Origin of the sequence: Xenococcus sp. PCC 7305 (assembly GCF_000332055.1) — a bacterium.
Taxonomy (GTDB): Bacteria; Cyanobacteriota; Cyanobacteriia; order Cyanobacteriales; family Xenococcaceae; genus Xenococcus.
On sequence record NZ_ALVZ01000217.1, the window covers coordinates 1 to 16,521 of the forward strand.

17 protein-coding genes are annotated in these 16,521 nt (G+C 37.7%); 8 read left to right on the top strand and 9 right to left on the bottom strand.

The features are described 5' to 3' along the window. Positions 1-296: transposase (locus tag XEN7305_RS19105; RefSeq protein WP_006511142.1), on the top strand; the 296-nt coding region annotated here is incomplete at its 5' end. Between the two features lie 50 nt (positions 297-346). On the opposite strand, the gene ggpS is transcribed toward XEN7305_RS19105, so the two are convergent. Further along, positions 347-1,837 carry a glucosylglycerol-phosphate synthase gene (ggpS, locus tag XEN7305_RS19110; protein WP_006511143.1) on the bottom strand — a complete coding sequence of 497 codons (1,491 nt, stop codon included), beginning with the start codon at positions 1,835-1,837 and terminating at the stop codon, positions 347-349. A gap of 294 nt (positions 1,838-2,131) precedes the next feature. On the opposite strand from ggpS, the gene gnd reads away from it, so the two are divergent. After that, positions 2,132-3,553: a decarboxylating NADP(+)-dependent phosphogluconate dehydrogenase gene (gnd, locus tag XEN7305_RS19115; protein ID WP_006511144.1), complete on the top strand. Its 1,422-nt coding sequence runs from the start codon at positions 2,132-2,134 to the stop codon at positions 3,551-3,553. A 74-nt stretch (positions 3,554-3,627) separates the two neighbouring features. Here gnd and hemW read toward each other — a convergent pair whose 3' ends face one another. The 5 genes from hemW to cobA all read right to left on the bottom strand — a co-directional run bounded on the left by hemW (position 3,628) and on the right by cobA (position 8,867). Then, the gene (gene hemW / locus XEN7305_RS19120; protein WP_006511145.1) at positions 3,628-4,815 is read right to left on the bottom strand and encodes a radical SAM family heme chaperone HemW; all 1,188 of its coding nucleotides are present in this window, start codon (positions 4,813-4,815) and stop codon (positions 3,628-3,630) included. Continuing rightward, positions 4,815-5,711, bottom strand: coding sequence for a glycosyltransferase family 2 protein (locus tag XEN7305_RS19125; protein WP_006511146.1), 897 nt, complete (start codon positions 5,709-5,711; stop codon positions 4,815-4,817). Before XEN7305_RS19125 ends, hemW begins: the two co-directional genes overlap by 1 nt. A gap of 162 nt (positions 5,712-5,873) precedes the next feature. Beyond that, entirely contained in the window at positions 5,874-6,653 is a 780-nt protein-coding gene (locus tag XEN7305_RS19130; RefSeq protein ID WP_006511147.1) for a photosystem II S4 domain protein, read from the bottom strand. A 129-nt stretch (positions 6,654-6,782) separates the two neighbouring features. Then, entirely contained in the window at positions 6,783-7,286 is a 504-nt protein-coding gene (locus XEN7305_RS19135) for a hypothetical protein (protein WP_006511148.1), read from the bottom strand. A 63-nt stretch (positions 7,287-7,349) separates the two neighbouring features. Further along, positions 7,350-8,867: a uroporphyrinogen-III C-methyltransferase gene (gene cobA / locus XEN7305_RS19140; protein WP_006511149.1), complete on the bottom strand. Its 1,518-nt coding sequence runs from the start codon at positions 8,865-8,867 to the stop codon at positions 7,350-7,352. Between the two features lie 703 nt (positions 8,868-9,570). Between cobA and XEN7305_RS19145 the strand changes: the two genes are divergently transcribed. Then, complete coding sequence (locus XEN7305_RS19145; RefSeq protein ID WP_006511150.1) at positions 9,571-10,737, top strand: glycosyltransferase; 1,167 nt, start codon at positions 9,571-9,573, stop codon at positions 10,735-10,737. A gap of 10 nt (positions 10,738-10,747) precedes the next feature. Continuing rightward, positions 10,748-11,635 (top strand): glycosyltransferase family 2 protein, encoded by an 888-nt coding sequence (locus XEN7305_RS19150; protein WP_006511151.1) that lies wholly within the window; start codon positions 10,748-10,750, stop codon positions 11,633-11,635. Positions 11,636-11,679: 44 nt separating this feature from the next. On the opposite strand, the gene XEN7305_RS19155 is transcribed toward XEN7305_RS19150, so the two are convergent. Then, positions 11,680-12,063: a PIN domain-containing protein gene (locus XEN7305_RS19155; RefSeq protein ID WP_006511152.1), complete on the bottom strand. Its 384-nt coding sequence runs from the start codon at positions 12,061-12,063 to the stop codon at positions 11,680-11,682. Continuing rightward, positions 12,064-12,339, bottom strand: coding sequence for an AbrB/MazE/SpoVT family DNA-binding domain-containing protein (locus XEN7305_RS19160; RefSeq protein ID WP_006511153.1), 276 nt, complete (start codon positions 12,337-12,339; stop codon positions 12,064-12,066). A gap of 212 nt (positions 12,340-12,551) precedes the next feature. Here XEN7305_RS19160 and XEN7305_RS19165 point away from each other — a divergent pair, with 212 nt between their 5' ends. The 4 genes from XEN7305_RS19165 to XEN7305_RS19180 are packed head-to-tail and all read left to right on the top strand — an operon-like array spanning position 12,552 to position 15,092. Further along, on the top strand, positions 12,552-13,286 hold the full coding sequence (locus XEN7305_RS19165; RefSeq protein ID WP_006511154.1) for a hypothetical protein: 735 nt from the start codon (positions 12,552-12,554) through the stop codon (positions 13,284-13,286). 5 nt (positions 13,287-13,291) lie between these two features. After that, positions 13,292-14,053 (top strand): hypothetical protein, encoded by a 762-nt coding sequence (locus XEN7305_RS19170; protein WP_006511155.1) that lies wholly within the window; start codon positions 13,292-13,294, stop codon positions 14,051-14,053. 34 nt (positions 14,054-14,087) lie between these two features. Beyond that, positions 14,088-14,537 (top strand): hypothetical protein, encoded by a 450-nt coding sequence (locus XEN7305_RS19175; RefSeq protein WP_006511156.1) that lies wholly within the window; start codon positions 14,088-14,090, stop codon positions 14,535-14,537. Positions 14,538-14,579: 42 nt separating this feature from the next. Continuing rightward, positions 14,580-15,092 (top strand): ankyrin repeat domain-containing protein, encoded by a 513-nt coding sequence (locus tag XEN7305_RS19180; RefSeq protein ID WP_006511157.1) that lies wholly within the window; start codon positions 14,580-14,582, stop codon positions 15,090-15,092. Positions 15,093-15,297: 205 nt separating this feature from the next. Here the strand turns inward: XEN7305_RS19180 and XEN7305_RS19185 are convergent, their stop codons facing one another. Further along, positions 15,298-16,251, bottom strand: a complete 954-nt coding sequence (locus XEN7305_RS19185) for a tetratricopeptide repeat protein (protein WP_006511159.1) — start codon at positions 16,249-16,251, stop codon at positions 15,298-15,300. Positions 16,252-16,521 lie beyond the last annotated feature (270 nt).

Consider the following 16,521-nt stretch of genomic DNA (forward strand, 5'->3'; position numbering starts at 1 on the left):
CTCAGCAAATGCACATTATTCAATTAGACAATTCAGGAGCTCACACTGCCGGAGACATCACAGTTCCTGGCAATATTCAATTATTGTTTCAACCTCCTTATGCTCCAGAATTAAATCCTATTGAACGTTTGTGGAAATTTATTAAAGATCAACTTGCTTGGCAATTGTGGACTGATTTAGAGGAATTGACTAGCGCAATTGAATTTCAGATCCGCCAATTAACTCGACCCATTGTCGCCTCTCTTACTGGGCGGGATTCAATTTTACAGGCCTTATGTGTCTCGGGTATTTTCTAAATTGATATTATAGGGCCAGAAGGTGGGAAGAATTATCCCACCAAAAAAAACTAATCACTAACTGTTTCATGTTTGAGGTTCTTAAATTGATCCAACAGGCGATCGGCCCAATATTTCACATCGTAGTTGGTGACAGTTTGATACATTTTCGACATCCGTTGCTCTTGCTCTTCTGGTGGCATTGCTAAAGCTTCTTCGATCGCATGATCCATACGAGCCAGAGAATAAGGGTTAGTTAAGACTGCTTCAGGCAACTCCACCGCCGCACCAACAAACTCAGATAAAACCAAAACCCCATCTTTTCCTCCATGGGCCACCACATATTCTTTGGCGACTAAATTTAACCCATCTCGCAAAGGAGTAGTCCAGCAAACATCTGCCGCTTTGTAATAAGCCAACAAGTGATGAATCGGGATTGGTTGCGTAAACAGCAGAATGGGCATCCAGTCCAATTTCCCATAACGACCATTAATTTTACCCACCAACTGTTCGATGGTACTTTGAGCAGTCTTGTAAATCCGCATTCCTGCAGCAGCTTGGACACAGGTCATCACAAAATTAACTTTGCCATGTAAATCAGGACGACGTTCTAGTAGACGACCATAGGCTTCTAGTTTTTCCTGATTACCTTTGACATAGTCAATTCTTCCTGCGGCAATAATCAGTTTGCGACCCTGAAGTTCTTCTTTGATTTGGGCTAGTCGATCTTTGGTTTCTGGCTGTTCTAAAACATTAAGAATATGTTGTGGATTAGTTCCAACAGGGAAAGCATCAATATTCACGACTTGTCCTTTGTAGCTCAACTGACTAGTCATCTCAGGTTCAGCCAAAGCAATTCCCACAGGAGTCATATGTCCTTCTACCGGTTGTTTTTTGAGAATTTTGACAGGCTTCAGACTGCGAGCAACATTGACAAAATTCTCTGAATAACGAGGCACATGGAATCCTACAATATCGCAACAGAGCAGACTTTCCACGATCGCATCGCGCCAAGGCAAAATATTAAAGACATCTACCGAAGGAAAGGGCGTGTGATGGAAAAAAGCAATCCTCGCATCGGGTTTGAGTTCTCTGATATATTGCGGTACCAGCCACAAATTATAGTCATGAATCCAGATCACAGCATCATCTGCGGCTTCTTCGCAGGCTGCCTCGGCAAATAGACGGTTGATCTCTTTAAAGTTTTCCCAATCAGTAGTTTCGGAGGTAAAGTGATCGGGAAAAGAATGGAGAATGGGCCAAAAAGCCTCTTTCGAGGTTATATGATAAAAATGTTTAACTTGTTGGTTATTTAGGGGAATGCGTAGAACATTATAATTTCCTTCTCCTTCAATGCTGACTTTGGGTTCAAAACTTGCTTTTTTCTTAGCAGTTACTTCTTTCCAGGCGACCCAGGTTCCCTGATTGACATCGGCAAAGAAGCTTTTGAGGGTAGGAACAATTCCATTAGGGCTTTTTTTCGGAACATAATGTATTTTGCCATCTATTACTACTTCGTCATGGGGTTCGCGATGGTAGAGAATGACTAGGGAAGATTTCATTTTTATTGTTGTTAGTGTCTGCTTGTGATAAAGAAAAATGTTCTTTATCTGGGTTTCATTATCACGCAAAGTTACCCATGAACATAATTTTATATTGAACTATTGGTATCCATGGGGTCTGATTTTTGTGTGATCTTCCCCTACAGCGTTAGCTAATAACCTCTATAACATCTGCTTTATTCAACCCTTATACCTAGAAATTTTAAGATCATCTTTACGGATGATTACCCGAGCTCCGCGTTAGCCTATAGGGGAAAAATATTTGAGCAAACTCATCCTTATAATTCATTCCGTATGACAAAGAGAACTTTTGGTGTAATTGGTCTAGCCGTAATGGGAGAAAATCTCGCTCTTAATGTAGAGAGCCGCGGGTTTCCTGTCGCTGTATACAATCGTACTGCCGCGAAAACCGAATCCTTTATGGCAAAACGAGCCGGAGACAAAGATGTGGTTCCTACCTATTCGATAGAAGAATTTGTAAAAACCCTAGAGCGTCCCCGCAAAATATTGGTGATGGTAAAAGCGGGGAAACCAGTTGACGCGGTAATCGAACAGCTTAAACCACTCCTAGATGAAGGAGATATGATTATCGATGGTGGGAACTCCCTCTATGACGATACAGAAAGACGAACTAATGATCTCGAATCTACAGGACTTGGTTTTGTGGGTATGGGAGTCAGTGGTGGCGAGGAAGGAGCCTTAAACGGCCCTAGTCTCATGCCAGGAGGCACAGAGGCCGCTTACCGTGAACTAGAGCCGATTCTACTAAAAATTGCCGCTCAAGTTGATGATGGTGCTTGTGTTACCTATGTGGGGCCTCGCGGTGCTGGGCACTATGTCAAAATGGTTCATAATGGCATTGAATATGGAGATATGCAGCTAATTGCTGAAGCCTATGATTTGCTGAAAAATGGTTTGGGCTTAACCAGTGAGCAACTCCATAAAGTATTTGCTGAATGGAATACTACTGATGAACTTAATTCTTTCCTGATTGAGATTACTGCTGATATCTTTACCAATCGCGATCGCGAAACTGATAAGCCTTTGGTCGAGCTAATTCTAGATGCCGCAGGACAAAAAGGTACTGGGAGATGGACAGTGGTCAGCTCTTTAGAATTGGGTGTTCCCATTCCTACTATTTATGCTGCGGTCAATGCCCGTGTGATGTCTGCTTACAAAGATCAACGAGTAGCTGCTGCTAAGGATTTGCAAGGTCCTACTGCCTCATTTGATGGAGATACGCAAGCTTTTGTCGATAAAGTGCGAGATGCACTATATTGTTCCAAAATGTGCTCCTATGCCCAGGGCATGGCTCTTTTGAGCAAAGCTTCTACTGAGTTTAACTACAATCTAGATTTAGCTGAAACGGCGCGGATCTGGAAAGGTGGTTGTATTATCCGAGCCGGTTTCCTTGATAAAATCAAAAAGGCTTTTAACGACAATCCTAGTTTGCCGAATCTTTTGTTGGCTCCAGAATTCAAGCAGACAATTCTCGATCGCCAGGATGCTTGGCGCGAAGTGTTAGCAACCTCTAACAGTTTGGGTATTCCTGTCCCTGCTTTTAGTGCTTCACTAGACTATTTTGATAGCTACCGACGCGATCGCCTACCCCAGAATCTCACTCAAGCTCAAAGAGATTATTTTGGGGCCCATACCTATGAAAGACTTGATAAGCCCAGAGGTGAATTTTTCCACACAGAATGGGCTAATGGTTAATCATTAATTACTAATAGTTGAGGGCGATCGCCTACATAATTGCGATCGCTTATCTTCTGGATCACGTAAATTCATCAAGAATCATCATCAAAAGTTTCAAAGAGACTTGTGATAATAGTATTGGATAGCAAGAAACCTTGAGGATCTACTAGTCTCAATCTTTGCTCATGGTTAACTGTCGAAATTTCTACCAAATTTTGTTCTAGATAACTTTGCAAACTAGACAGAATTCTGGCAATAGTCCCTTCCCCAAATTCCTTCCCAATTCGCGATAAATTCACTCCTTCTGCTAAACGCAACCCTAACATCAAAGTTTCCAGTAGGAGATCGCATTTTGTGGTAGCGGCAACGTCAATTACCGAACCAGCTTCTACCCAGGAATAATAATCTTTTCTTGTGCGCGGACGAGTATATCTCTGAAAATCTACATAACTAGCTGCACTCATGCCAAAACCATAATAGGATTGGTTTTGCCAATAAACTCTATTGTGACGACATTGATATCCTGGCTGGGCATAATTTGATATTTCATAATGTTGGTAACCATTATCTGTGAGCATCTGTTGCGTCAATCCATACATCGCCGCACTATTTTCTTCTGTGGGCAGAGGTTGTTCTCCTGGGCGAAATTGTTTGCCAAAAGCCGTGACAGGTTCCAAGACAAGATCGTAACAAGATAGATGCTTGGGCGCGATCGCGATCGCAGTTTCCAAGGAACTTTCTACTTGTTGTAAGGTTTGATGAGGTAAACCAGTTATCAAGTCAAGACTCCAGTTATCGACATTTAATTCTTTTATCGCCTCAATTGCCGCGAAAATATCCTGTCTATTGTGAGATCTGCCACAAATTTTTAATAACTGCTCATCGAAAGTTTGCACCCCCAAGCTAAAACGATTGACTCCTAAATTAAGATATTCCTGTAACTGTTGTCGATTAAAAGTACCAGGATCTATTTCCATGGAAATCTCAGCATTTGGGGCAATCCCCAAATATCGATCAATTGTCGTTAAAATTTCCCCTAACTTTGCCACAGGAAGCACTGATGGCGTTCCTCCACCAAAAAATATGGTTTGCAAAGAACTATTAGTCGGAGAAGTTGCTCTGATTTCTTGCTGAAGATAATTAACGTAATCTCCTACCATTGTGGAATTATCAGATAAAGGGCGATCTCCTGTTACCGTAATCGCAAAGTCGCAATAGTAGCAACGACGACGACAAAAAGGAATATGAATATAGGCTGCTAAGGGAGATTTTTGGCTCATCAAATATTCCTTAACTTTTGAGTAATGCTTAAAGGTAAGAACAAAGCAATAATTTTTAGATTGGGATATTGCCAAAAACTTTTAATTATCCAGGGGATGGCGGCGAGCAAACTCCGAGAACGCAGTGATTTACTAATATAAAAATTCTTAGCTGCATATATTTTACGGGAATTAATAAAACCTTGTGCCGCAATTTCAGTATGATATTTTTGGGAAATTATCTTGACAGCAGCTATTTGACGAGGGACTTGTCCACTAATTTGATGATCAGGTTTTTCAGCAATGGTATATCTCAAATTAAAGGAATTATCATGTTCGATCATGGTTTTTTGACAGCATCTGATCCATAGGTCATAATCTTGCAATGCTGGCATGTCCTCATCAAAACCTCCCACTTGTTGAAACAGGCTTTTCCTCATAGCTACAGAAGAGGTTGAGCCGATGAGATTATCATATAAAATTTCTGGGTAGAGATTACCTTTTGCTTTTGTTCTTACTCGATACAGTATATTTTCTCTATCTGTTTCTTTGACAATTAATTTGCCAGAATATACTAAGCCAATCTGAGGATTGCTAGCAAATATTTTTAATTGATCATTGATTTTTTGGGGCTCCCAAGTATCATCATCATCGAGAAACATCACAATATCTCCAGTCGCGATCGCAACCCCTTGGTTCCTTGCTTTACAAGCACCTTGAGAAGTGACAAATCTTTTGATAATTGTCGTGATTTCGTGATCTTTGTGATATTTCAAACTTGCTGCAACAATATTGTCTGAAGCGTCATCTATAATGATAATTTCCTCGGGAAGACGAGTTTGACTGCAAACGCTGTTATAAGCTCTTTGTAATTGCAATAAGCGATTATGAGTCGGGATAATAACTGATGTTTTCACTTACACGTTTAGGTGTTAGGGGTTAGGTTTTAGGTTTTAGGTGTTAGGTGTTAGGGGAAAGTAAGATAGCGTTTCTCAGATTAATAAGATACATTTCCCTGTTCCCTGTTCCCTGTTCCCTAAAGCAGAGTCTTATGTATCTCACTAATTAAAGAAGAGCAATTATTTATACCTTACTAAATTAACCCGATAGCGCTGCTTTTTCGTCACAGAAACTTCTCCGATTTCTAATCTCCCTTTACCTCTGACCGAAATTAAATCTCCAGCTTTTACGTTATAGCTCGCCTGGGTAATATCCTTCCAATTAATGCGGACATCTCCAGCAGTAATGACATTAGCCATTTTGCTCCGAGACATGCCAAAACCAGCAGAGGCGATCGCATCTAATCGGAGAGAAGCTTCGACAGTTGTCATTTCCTTCTTTTTGGGAGGGCGTATTTTTAGCTCACTAAAATCAATTTGCCGAGTTTTAACCGCCACAGATCGCACTTGAGTTAGAGAAGTTGTCAGAAACTCCACCATTTCAGGAACTACAATCACTTGGGCACCTCTTTCGCCCAAAACGATAATATCTCCCACTTTTTCCCGAACAATCCCCGTTCCCAAAATTGAGCCCAAAAAATCTCGATGAGTTGCTGTATCAAACAAGAAATTTCCTGCAATATCTAAAGCTGCTAACTCAATATGTGAATTATCTAAGGGCATTTCCAAACGAGCTAGCCCCAATCTCTGCCTTTCGGCTTGAGGATAACCACCCCAAGCAAGTAATTCAATATCTGTTAATTTCCCAAAAATTCTCTGAACTTCAAACAGCACAGGAGGAGACAAAAAATCGGTTAAAACTATTTCCCAAGTCCTAACTGCCTGCTCTGCCTTATCAATAACGCGAGCAACCTCCTCGCGATTCTCAACTCCTTTTAATAAATCTTCTCTTGGCAACATAAATAATTGAAAATTAAAAATTAAAAATTACTTGCACTAAAGCACTAGCTTCGTGTCGTCCTCGAATGGGGGAAAATTGTTTTCTACTCAAGTTTTCTCATCCCTCATCCCTTATCCCTCATCCTTTAACTATTGTTCATATCCTTGGAGCATTTCAGGTTTAAATTTACGCAAAATATCTACTGACTTAGAAAGAAAAATTTCTGAACCTTTTACTACCACTAAATACTTTCCAGCATCCAAACGATTACGATAGGGTAAAGCATCACCACTGCCAATACTCAAACCGACACCACCACCAACAAAAAAACTACCCATTGCACCGCCGATCGCCCCGGCAATACCCCCGACAATATGATTTCCGGGAGTACCAGCCCAACTAAAAGTATCCAATCCAGTTATGACATCGAAACCATAACCAGCAGCAAAACCAAAGGGCACTAACCAATAGGCCATTGCGATCGCTCGTTTTTTAGCTTGCTTGCCAGGATCTATTAAGCCAAACTCATCGGCAGTTTTGTAACCTCGACCGACAATACCCATCTGGGACTGGGGAATTTGAGCTTTTTCCAAAGCAGTATAAGCTTCCTCTGCGACGATGCGATCGGGTAATACAGCAATTAAATAATTCATTTTAATTTATAAAAATAGGCTATTCTTGAACGGGTCACTATTTCCCCATAGATTATTTTACGATTACGCAGTACAAGAATCGCTAATTGCTTTGGTTAATCCTTCTAAAGTGTAAATTTCCGCTTCAATATCCACTCTACCCAGTAATTCATGACAGGTTTTTGACGTTTGCGGTCCGATAGAGGCGATCGCGACACCTTGCAAAACATCATTAAGACTAGTTTCTCCCTTCAATTCTTGCTCCACAAGTTGACAGAAATTACTGACTGTTTTCGAACTAGCAAAAGTCACAATATCTATTTTTTGATGTTGCAAAGCATTCCAGACATGAATATCAATTTTCTCAGGACATTTAGACTCATAAGCTGCAACCTCGATCACCGATGCACCCTTAGAAGTTAATTCTTTAACCAATACTGCCCTACCACCATTTTCCACTCTAGGAAAGAGAATTTTTTTCCCTGGCAAAGATTCGGGAAAAGTTTCGACCAAAGAATCGGCGACAAAATTCGGCGGAATAAAATCTGGTTGAATATTATATTGCTCCAAAGTTGCTGCGGTTTTCTTGCCCACCACCGCAATTTTTACTCCAGCTAAAGCGCGGACATCTTTCAATCGTGACCAAAAATATTTAACCCCATTAGCAGAAGTGAGGATTAACCAATCAAAATTCGGAAGATTTGCGATCGCATTATCCAGGTCCTGCCAACTAGAAGGAGCTGTAATCACCAAAGCTGGCATTTCTCTGACTGTGGCACCCTGGCTTTCGAGCAAAGTCGTAAACTTACTCGACTGTTCGGCAGCGCGAGTGACCAAAATAGTCTTGTTCGCCAATGGCAAATGGTTGGAGCTTAAAGAAGTTTGATTAATGCGATCGCCTAATGTCACGACTTTACCTATTACAATAACTGCTGGAGATAGTGAAATACCTCTAGTTTTACTTACTATATCGGTTAACGTACCCCAAAAAATCTCTTGTCCTATTTGAGAGCAATTACGAATGATAGCAACTGGTTCATGGGCATCTTTACCTTGGTCGATTAATTCTGTCACAATCTCAGGCAAAGAACGAGTCCCCATGAGAATCACTAAAGTGTCTATTTTGGCTAATGCCTGCCAATTGAGCTGTTTAATTTCATGTCCACTACAAACCGCGAAACAGCTACTCAACTCGCGATCGGTCAAAGGAATTCCTGCTAATAAAGGAGCAGCTAAAACAGAAGAAATGCCAGGAATTAATTCAAAATTACAATTTTCCCTTTGCAGGGCCGCTATTTCCCCTCTGGAACGGCCAAAAACCAAAGGATCACCACTTTTGAGTCGTACTACCTGCTTCCCTTGGCAACAATAGGCGACTAATAGTTGATTAATTTTATCTTGAGGCGTACTAACTTTTCCGCCACGCTTACCAACATAGAGTTTTAGGCATTCATCGGGTACTAAATCTGCTAATTGCGGATCAACTAAGGCATCGTAAACCAATACTTCGGCACGAGATAATAATTCTTCTGCTCTTAGGGTTAGATATGCGCGCTCCCCAACTCCTGCGCCCACAAAATAAACTTTGCCTTTAATCTGCATATTTTTTATCTTGCTAAATTTTTAATCACCATCACTACTTAAGTAATCATATCTAGTCTTAATTTCTGAAAAAAATATACAACCTCAAAATGCTCGATATCATGTCTTCGCTGTTGCTTTGGAGTTAAAGTCATGCTTAATAACTAATTACAAAAAAAACATTGAGAGCGTTCCAGTTCACTACAAAATCTGCGATCGCAATTGAGGAAAGGTTTTAGGTGTTGGGTGTTAGGTATTAGGTGAATTCTGAAATTGGTGCAACTAATTTAGATAGAGATTGTTATGATGAACGTGGAAGCACTGAGATTGCCGAAAGAAAAGTTTCAAAGATCTGTGTAATCCCTGATGCCTTATTTATTAGATTTGATTAGAAGATAGATAAGAATAGATTATGCCATCTAAATTGAGATAAAAGATCAATTGAATTCCATTAATCTTATTTTCTTTCTAGTTCAGCTGAATAGATTCTTAGGGTAAAGTAAGACCTTCTTTCTTAGCAAGGTGTTTGGGTGGTGTGAGAGTTATAAATAATAACTCAATGGAGGTCGTCTGCATGACTACTATTGTTATTTGTTTAGCGATAATTTTTGTAATTAGAAGTCTGTGGGATTATTTCCTTCCCTATATTTCTGAGTGAAAAATTTTGTAGGGATGTAAGTGTTTTGCATCTCTGCAGTATATTCAAGAATGAGAAAAGCGATAAATGCCCGCAAATACTATAATTAGACCGGTGATTATAGTTGCAGCTTATAATAGAGCTGATTCACTACAAAGATTATTAGACTCTCTCGCAAGAGCAGATTATGCTAAGCATAATTCAATTACTTTAATTATCAGTATTGACTATAGTAATTACCAGGAAGTAGTTTCAGTTGCCAAAAGTTTTACATGGAAATTTGGAGACAAAGAAATTATTCGGCACCAGGAGAATTTAGGTTTAAAAAAACATATTCTTTTTTGTGGAGACCTCACCCAAAAATACCAGTATGTAATAATTTTGGAAGATGATTTAATTGTTTCTCCTGCATTCTATAATTATGCTTGTCAAGCTCTTAATTATTATCAAGACCAGAAAGTTATTAGCGGTATTTCCTTATATTCTTATTTCTACAATGAATATGCTCAAGTAAGATTCACTCCTATTGATGATGGGTTTGATAATTACTTTTTGCAAAGCGCCACTTCTTGGGGGCAGGCATGGAGCAAGAATCAATGGCAAAATTTTAAAGATTGGTATGAAATTAATTACAAAATTCCTCTTACACAACAAGATAAAATTCCTGATCAAGTGGCTAATTGGCCAGATAAGTCTTGGAAAAAATATTTTATTAAATATATGATCTCAACTGACAAATATTTTGTAATTCCTCGCATTTCTTTGACTACTAACTGTAGTGAACCGGGGGCTAATATTCTAAAAAAACAGGGAAATTATCATGCGCCTCTTTTATTGAGCAGCAAAAAATTTAATTTTAGTGATTTGTCTGTATCGCAGTCGATCTATGATGCTTATTACGAACTAGAACCGCGATCGTTGTATAAATATCTTCCGTGGTTGGCAAAATATGATGTAGAATTCGATTTTTATGGCACAAAAAATTTGACTAAAGTTGAATCGGAATATCTTATAACAATTCGAGATTCTTCAAGTCCTATTTCCTCCTATGCGTTGGAATTAATGCCCTCAGAATTAAATATTGCTTTTGAATTAAAAGGAGACTTTTTTCACTTGACGAAAGTAACCAATTGTCAGGCGATCGCACCTAGGAAAAAATTAGCACAATATATTAATTTACATCAATATGCAGGCATTAAAAGATATATGGCTTTAGCTTGGCATAGTCTACTCAATAAAATAAATATTTTTTAAAAAAATTGCTATGTCTGATGTTAATCAAGCAAATCAAGAAAAAATGGGAGTTCAAGATATTACCAAACAAGATCCCCATAATTTGCCATTAGTTTCGATAATTACGGTCGTTTTCAATGGAGAATCCGAACTAGAAGAGACGATTCAATCTGTTATTAGACAGTCTTATAATAATATTGAATATATAATTATTGATGGGGCTTCTAATGATAAAACTTTGGATATTATTCGTCGTTATGAACCTCAAATAAGTTTTTGGTGTAGTGAGAAAGATGAAGGTATTTATGATGCGATGAATAAGGGCATTAAAGTTGCTCAAGGGCAACTTATTGGCTTAATAAATTGTGGGGATACCTATCTAGAAAATGCCATATCAGAAGTAGTAAATATATATAATAAAAATATTCAAGATAATCCACTATTGGTTATTACTGGGGCAATGTATCGGTTTGATCCGGAGAAGAATCACAGATTCAGAATAGCAAAAAGTCAGAATATACTAGATTCCAAGATAAATCGAGGAATGCCGATTAATCATCCTGCAACATTCATCACTAAAGATACTTATGAAAAGCTGGGATTATTTAAGACAAAATACCGCATTTGTGGTGATTACGATCTGGTTTTTCGACTATATCATAGTTCTCTAGTTCAGTTTGTTTTTACCCAACAAGAGATTGCCAATATGAAATTAGGAGGAGTTTCTGAACAATTTTCTAGTATCTGGATTAGATGCCAAGAACATTTTCAAATCAGAAAGAATAACCTATGGCTACTTCATAATTTGTGGATTTGTGTTTCTTTTTATATGATCACAGCAGCTAAGTTTATTTTAAAGAAAACACTTAGTGATTCTCTCGTATCTTTTTATTATGCCTGGCGACATAGAAAAAAATAGGTAGTCATGTAGAAGTAATGATCTAAATTATTAGCACTACCGCTTTAGCGAAGAACTTGAATCGTAATGCCAAGATCCAGTTTTGACCAAACTTTGTCTGCTGTTAGTACAGTTCGTTTTCTACTCATAGCCAAAGCTAAACAAGCTCGATCTCCCAAAGATAATCCCAAATGCTTACATGAAGAGTAAAGACATCCAGCTTGGATAGCCAAAGATTCATCAAAAGGCACAACTTGAATCGGAAAATTCGCCAAAACCTCTTGAATCGTATCACTGGGGACAGAGTTTCTGGCAAGATATGTCGATACTTCCGATAAATTAACTGTAGAAATAAGAGCATCACTCAAAGAGCTTTCTGCTGATTCAAAACCTCGCTCCTGTTTGAGGATGGCAATGACAACGGAGCTATCAAAAACTATTGCTGACATTTAAGAAATCTCACCTTGTTCTAGTTCTTGCTGTTCTTGTTGGCCTTCCTCTCTGCGCCAATTAAGAAAATCATCCACTGAGGATTCTGATGACGATAGATAAGGTTGAACCAAAGAGCGAGCGTGAGCCAAAGCTTGCTTTTGAGTAATAATTTTCAACTCGTTATTTTCTTGACGAATAGTCAAAATATCCCCTTCGGCAATATCCAGCTTTTTCCGCAGTTCGATAGGGATTGTTATCCGACCAGCTTTATGTACTTCTGCTTTATAATCCATTTTATCAAAATTATCTTATTAGCTTTTAATTATAATTTATCGGTATTTCTTGATTTAAGAATAAAGATACTATTTTTCTTTAAATGAATAAAGAAGATAAATAGACAATTTATATTTATGTATTATTTTTTAGCAAGTACATAAATGTCGATTTAGGGTATACCTATGATCCTGTTAGCAATTTAACCTCCGTTACTGACACTATTGATGGCATGGTTTCAGGAGTTGAAGCGTTTATCCATGATGAATTGAATCGAGTTCAAACTATTACTCAATCTGGTAATGGAGTAACAGATAAACGAGTAGATTTTGCCTATGATCCGACTCATCGAATGACTGAGATGACTCGCTATAGCGATCTAGCAGGTACCAGATTAGTGGCCCAAAGTGATTATGCTTTCGATGATTTTGGTCGCTTAACAGATCTAGTTCACCAATCTCAATCTGCTGTTATAGCTGCTTATAGTTGGGTTCATGATCAAGGTAATCGCATTACTAGTTTTACTTCCAATGATGGAGTTGCTAACTATGAATATGATGATCTAGGTCAAATAATTGATGCTGATTATGATTACCAAGCTGATGAGAGCTATAGTTACGACGATAATGGTAATCGCACTAAAAGAATTGAGATTGCGACGGGAGAAGTTACTGAGTATCTTTGGGATTATCGCGATCGCTTAATTGCTGTATCGGTTACTGATAGTGATGGTAATGTTATTAAACAATCTGAATATACCTATGATGTTTTCAACAAGAGAATTGTCAAATCTGTTGATGCTGATGGAGATGGTTCGGCTGTAGCTGAGGTGGAAAGATACGTTCTTGATGGAGAGCATATTGCTTTAACTTATGAATTCTGTAAAGAGGGTATTAAACCTCAAAAAGTTTCAGCAGCTATTATTTTAAATATTAAAGACAATCAAGGAACTAAATACTATCAATAAATATAATGAGTAAAGTTGACTTCTGGTTTTTGAATCTTGCAGTGCGTACGCCTATAAGTTTTTTGACAGTTTTTCCTTATGACCAATGTATAGTACCTGATCCATATCTAACTCCATTTAAATTAAGTACGAATCAAATTGTAGATTCTCTATTTAATCTTTTTCAAGATGGCTTTTTGTCAACAATTACCCCAGCAGATTTAGACTCTCTAGACACGAAGTTAGTAGATGAAATTTTAACCAAAGCATTTATTCCATCTCGCAAACAAATAAAAGCAGCTTTAGATAGAGAAAATTTAGATAATAATTATGATGACAAAGAACTATATTACTTTTTGACTGAAGAAGGAGCCAAAAAATGGAAATCTGTTGCCAAACCTAAATGGAATCAATTCTTTCGTCGATGTATTTTGGATTGGGAATCTGTGTCTGAAAATCTCTTGAATAATTCGATTCCTCCTTATGGAAGTATATTTTGTTGTGCTAATAAAAAGTTCGGAGAGAAGATAATTTCTATTGAACATTTGTTAGATGATCCTGAATTCATATCTTATCCAATCAAGAATTCAATAATATGGGAAAAATTTACTCCTTGGCATCCTGTGTATTGGAAAACTCTTCCTTGTGGATATGCAGTAAGTTATCAAGTTGAATTAGTAGAAATTGATAAAAATATTGAACAAAGTAATGAATCTTCAGACTTGATTGAACAGAAAAAACAAGCAAGAGAATGGTATCAAAAGATATCTAATTGGTATGAAAATTAATAATAAATATTGCAGGGCAAAGAATATTTATAATATGGTAGAACATCTGTATGGTAATTTCTTGTCAAATCTCGAAGAATATGAAAAATCTGAAATTTTTTGGCGTGATCTTTGTGATTCTCTGATTAACAATTTATTAACTGAGCAAACTTGGACAATTTGGTTAAACACTTACTACGTTGATGGAACACCCTTTCTAGATGGTAGTCCTATATACAGTTTAATATCATCAAATAGAAAAAAAGGCATTGCTATTTATCAAGATCAACCAACCACAAATAACATTAAAATAAGTGCATATATGGAGGTATTTGGGGCTATTACAGTTAATAATGATTCGGTTGAGGAATTAGTCATTACTTGTGAGCTTTCTAAGGAAGCTGCATTAATAGCACAACAACTGATACAAGAATGGATAAAAGATACTACTTCTTATCAAGATATGGAAAGAATAATTGAACAAATGATTGATAAATATTACTAATCCTCTGGCTAGAGTAGTGATTTGAAATAACCTGAACGTGATATGTTTTACTTTGAAGGGAAACCTTGTTCTGCATTATTTATTGCTTGTTATCGTGAGGCATATGATATTGCTGAAATCTTAATTGCAAATGGCGCCAATATTAACGCTTTAGATAATTCGGGAGAGACTCCTTTACATAAAGCATCTGTAAAAGGACACTTAGATATATTTAAACTACTTATTAAGAATGAAGCGAATGTTAATGCTGTAAACATCAATAATCAAACACCTTTATTTGAAGCCTCAAGATGTCATCAATTTTTAGTAGTTGATCTACTGTTATCGCATAATGCAACAGTTAATATAACAGACAACCAAGGGTGGACTCCTCTTCTGCGTGCGTTTCAAAAATCAGGTGGCGACAGGACAGTTAAAGCCCTTGTTTTAAGAGGTGCCAATGTCAATGTCAAAAACTTTAACGAAGAAAGCCCACTTCATCTAGCAGTTGCTCAAAACAACATAGATATTGTTAGATTACTATTAGATCATGGAGCAAAAGAAAGCTTAAATTAGCGCTAGCTGATTATGAGAATTTCTTATGTAGGTATAATTGACGCTCTACAAAACTACTATATCAATAGCAATCTAGGAATCAATATTACAAGTTTTGCCACATCTCGATCGCCAGAAGTCAGAAATAGTTAATATATGTTACGCCAAATAATTCTGAAAGTTACACCCTATTTCCCTAAAACTCAGCTTTTCAGTTTAAGGACTGCTATATATAATATTTACTCCACAAAAAAACAAATAATAATAATAGCAAAATAAAAGATAACAACCAGAAAAACAGCGATTCAATCGCGAAAATCTGAGCTAGACAGAATACCAAAACACTGAGTACAAGCACAGGAAAAATTAACTTGATCAGGATATTCTGCTCTAGAAAATATTTTATTTGGCGAATAAAAAGTAGATCAACTTGTTCTAAGTTTTTGACCTTATTTTTGGCAATGTTATAAGCCTCATAGTTTCCTTCAAGACGAAATAATTCTGCGCCCATTAGGAGGTCTTGAATCGCTAGAGTTTTTGCCTTGAGATCTCCATAGGCAAGTCCTCGATAATAATAAGCCTGAGCATAATCTTTGTCTTGCCGAATCGCTTCACTATAGGATTCAATAGAAGCTTGCACATAGCCCAGGCTATAGCGCGCTCTTCCTTGATAATAATAGGCTTTAACAACTGTAGGGTTGATTGTAATAACACGGTAGCAATCATCCAGTACTCCTTGGTTATCTCCCAATTTATGGCGGATTTGGGATCTTTGAAGATAAGCCTCAATAAAATTTCTGTCTAAGGCGATCGCCCTGCTGTATTCAGTGATCGCCTTTTGATATTGTTTCGCTTTAGTTTTTGCTATTCCGCGATCATAAAAGTATTGGGCATCACGAGCTTTTTGCTTTTTGAGAATCGGCTCTGGGGCATTGGAACTAATGCTGTACTTGCTGTTGGCTAAATTGCGATCAACATCATAACGACGACGTTTTAGAGGATCAGATAAAGTGTCATAGGCCTCAGAAATTTCTTTGAAATACTCTGCTGCTTCAGGGTTATCAGGATTGAGATCGGGATGATATTTACGAGCCAGGCTGCGAAAAGAAGCCTTGATTTCGTCTGTCGTCGCATCAGGGGATATTTTGAGAGTCAGGTAATAATCCCTTTGTGTCACCATCTATATGCCCTTTATTTTGACCTATATAAACAACTGTGATTTTCCACATTACAACACAAAATTGAGTTTGCTTAATTGCTGCCTTCTTAAACTAATCAATTTAAGAGTGGTGACAGCTGCTATTCCTTCGCTTATCGAGCCTTCTAACCAGCTTTGCTAAGCAAATTCTCTGAACAATTATAGATTTTTTTTATAAACTGAGGTTAAGATACGTGGAGCTTTCTCTAGTGAAAATCAGTAAAAACACCTGTGTAGCTGAACTTAAGCTTT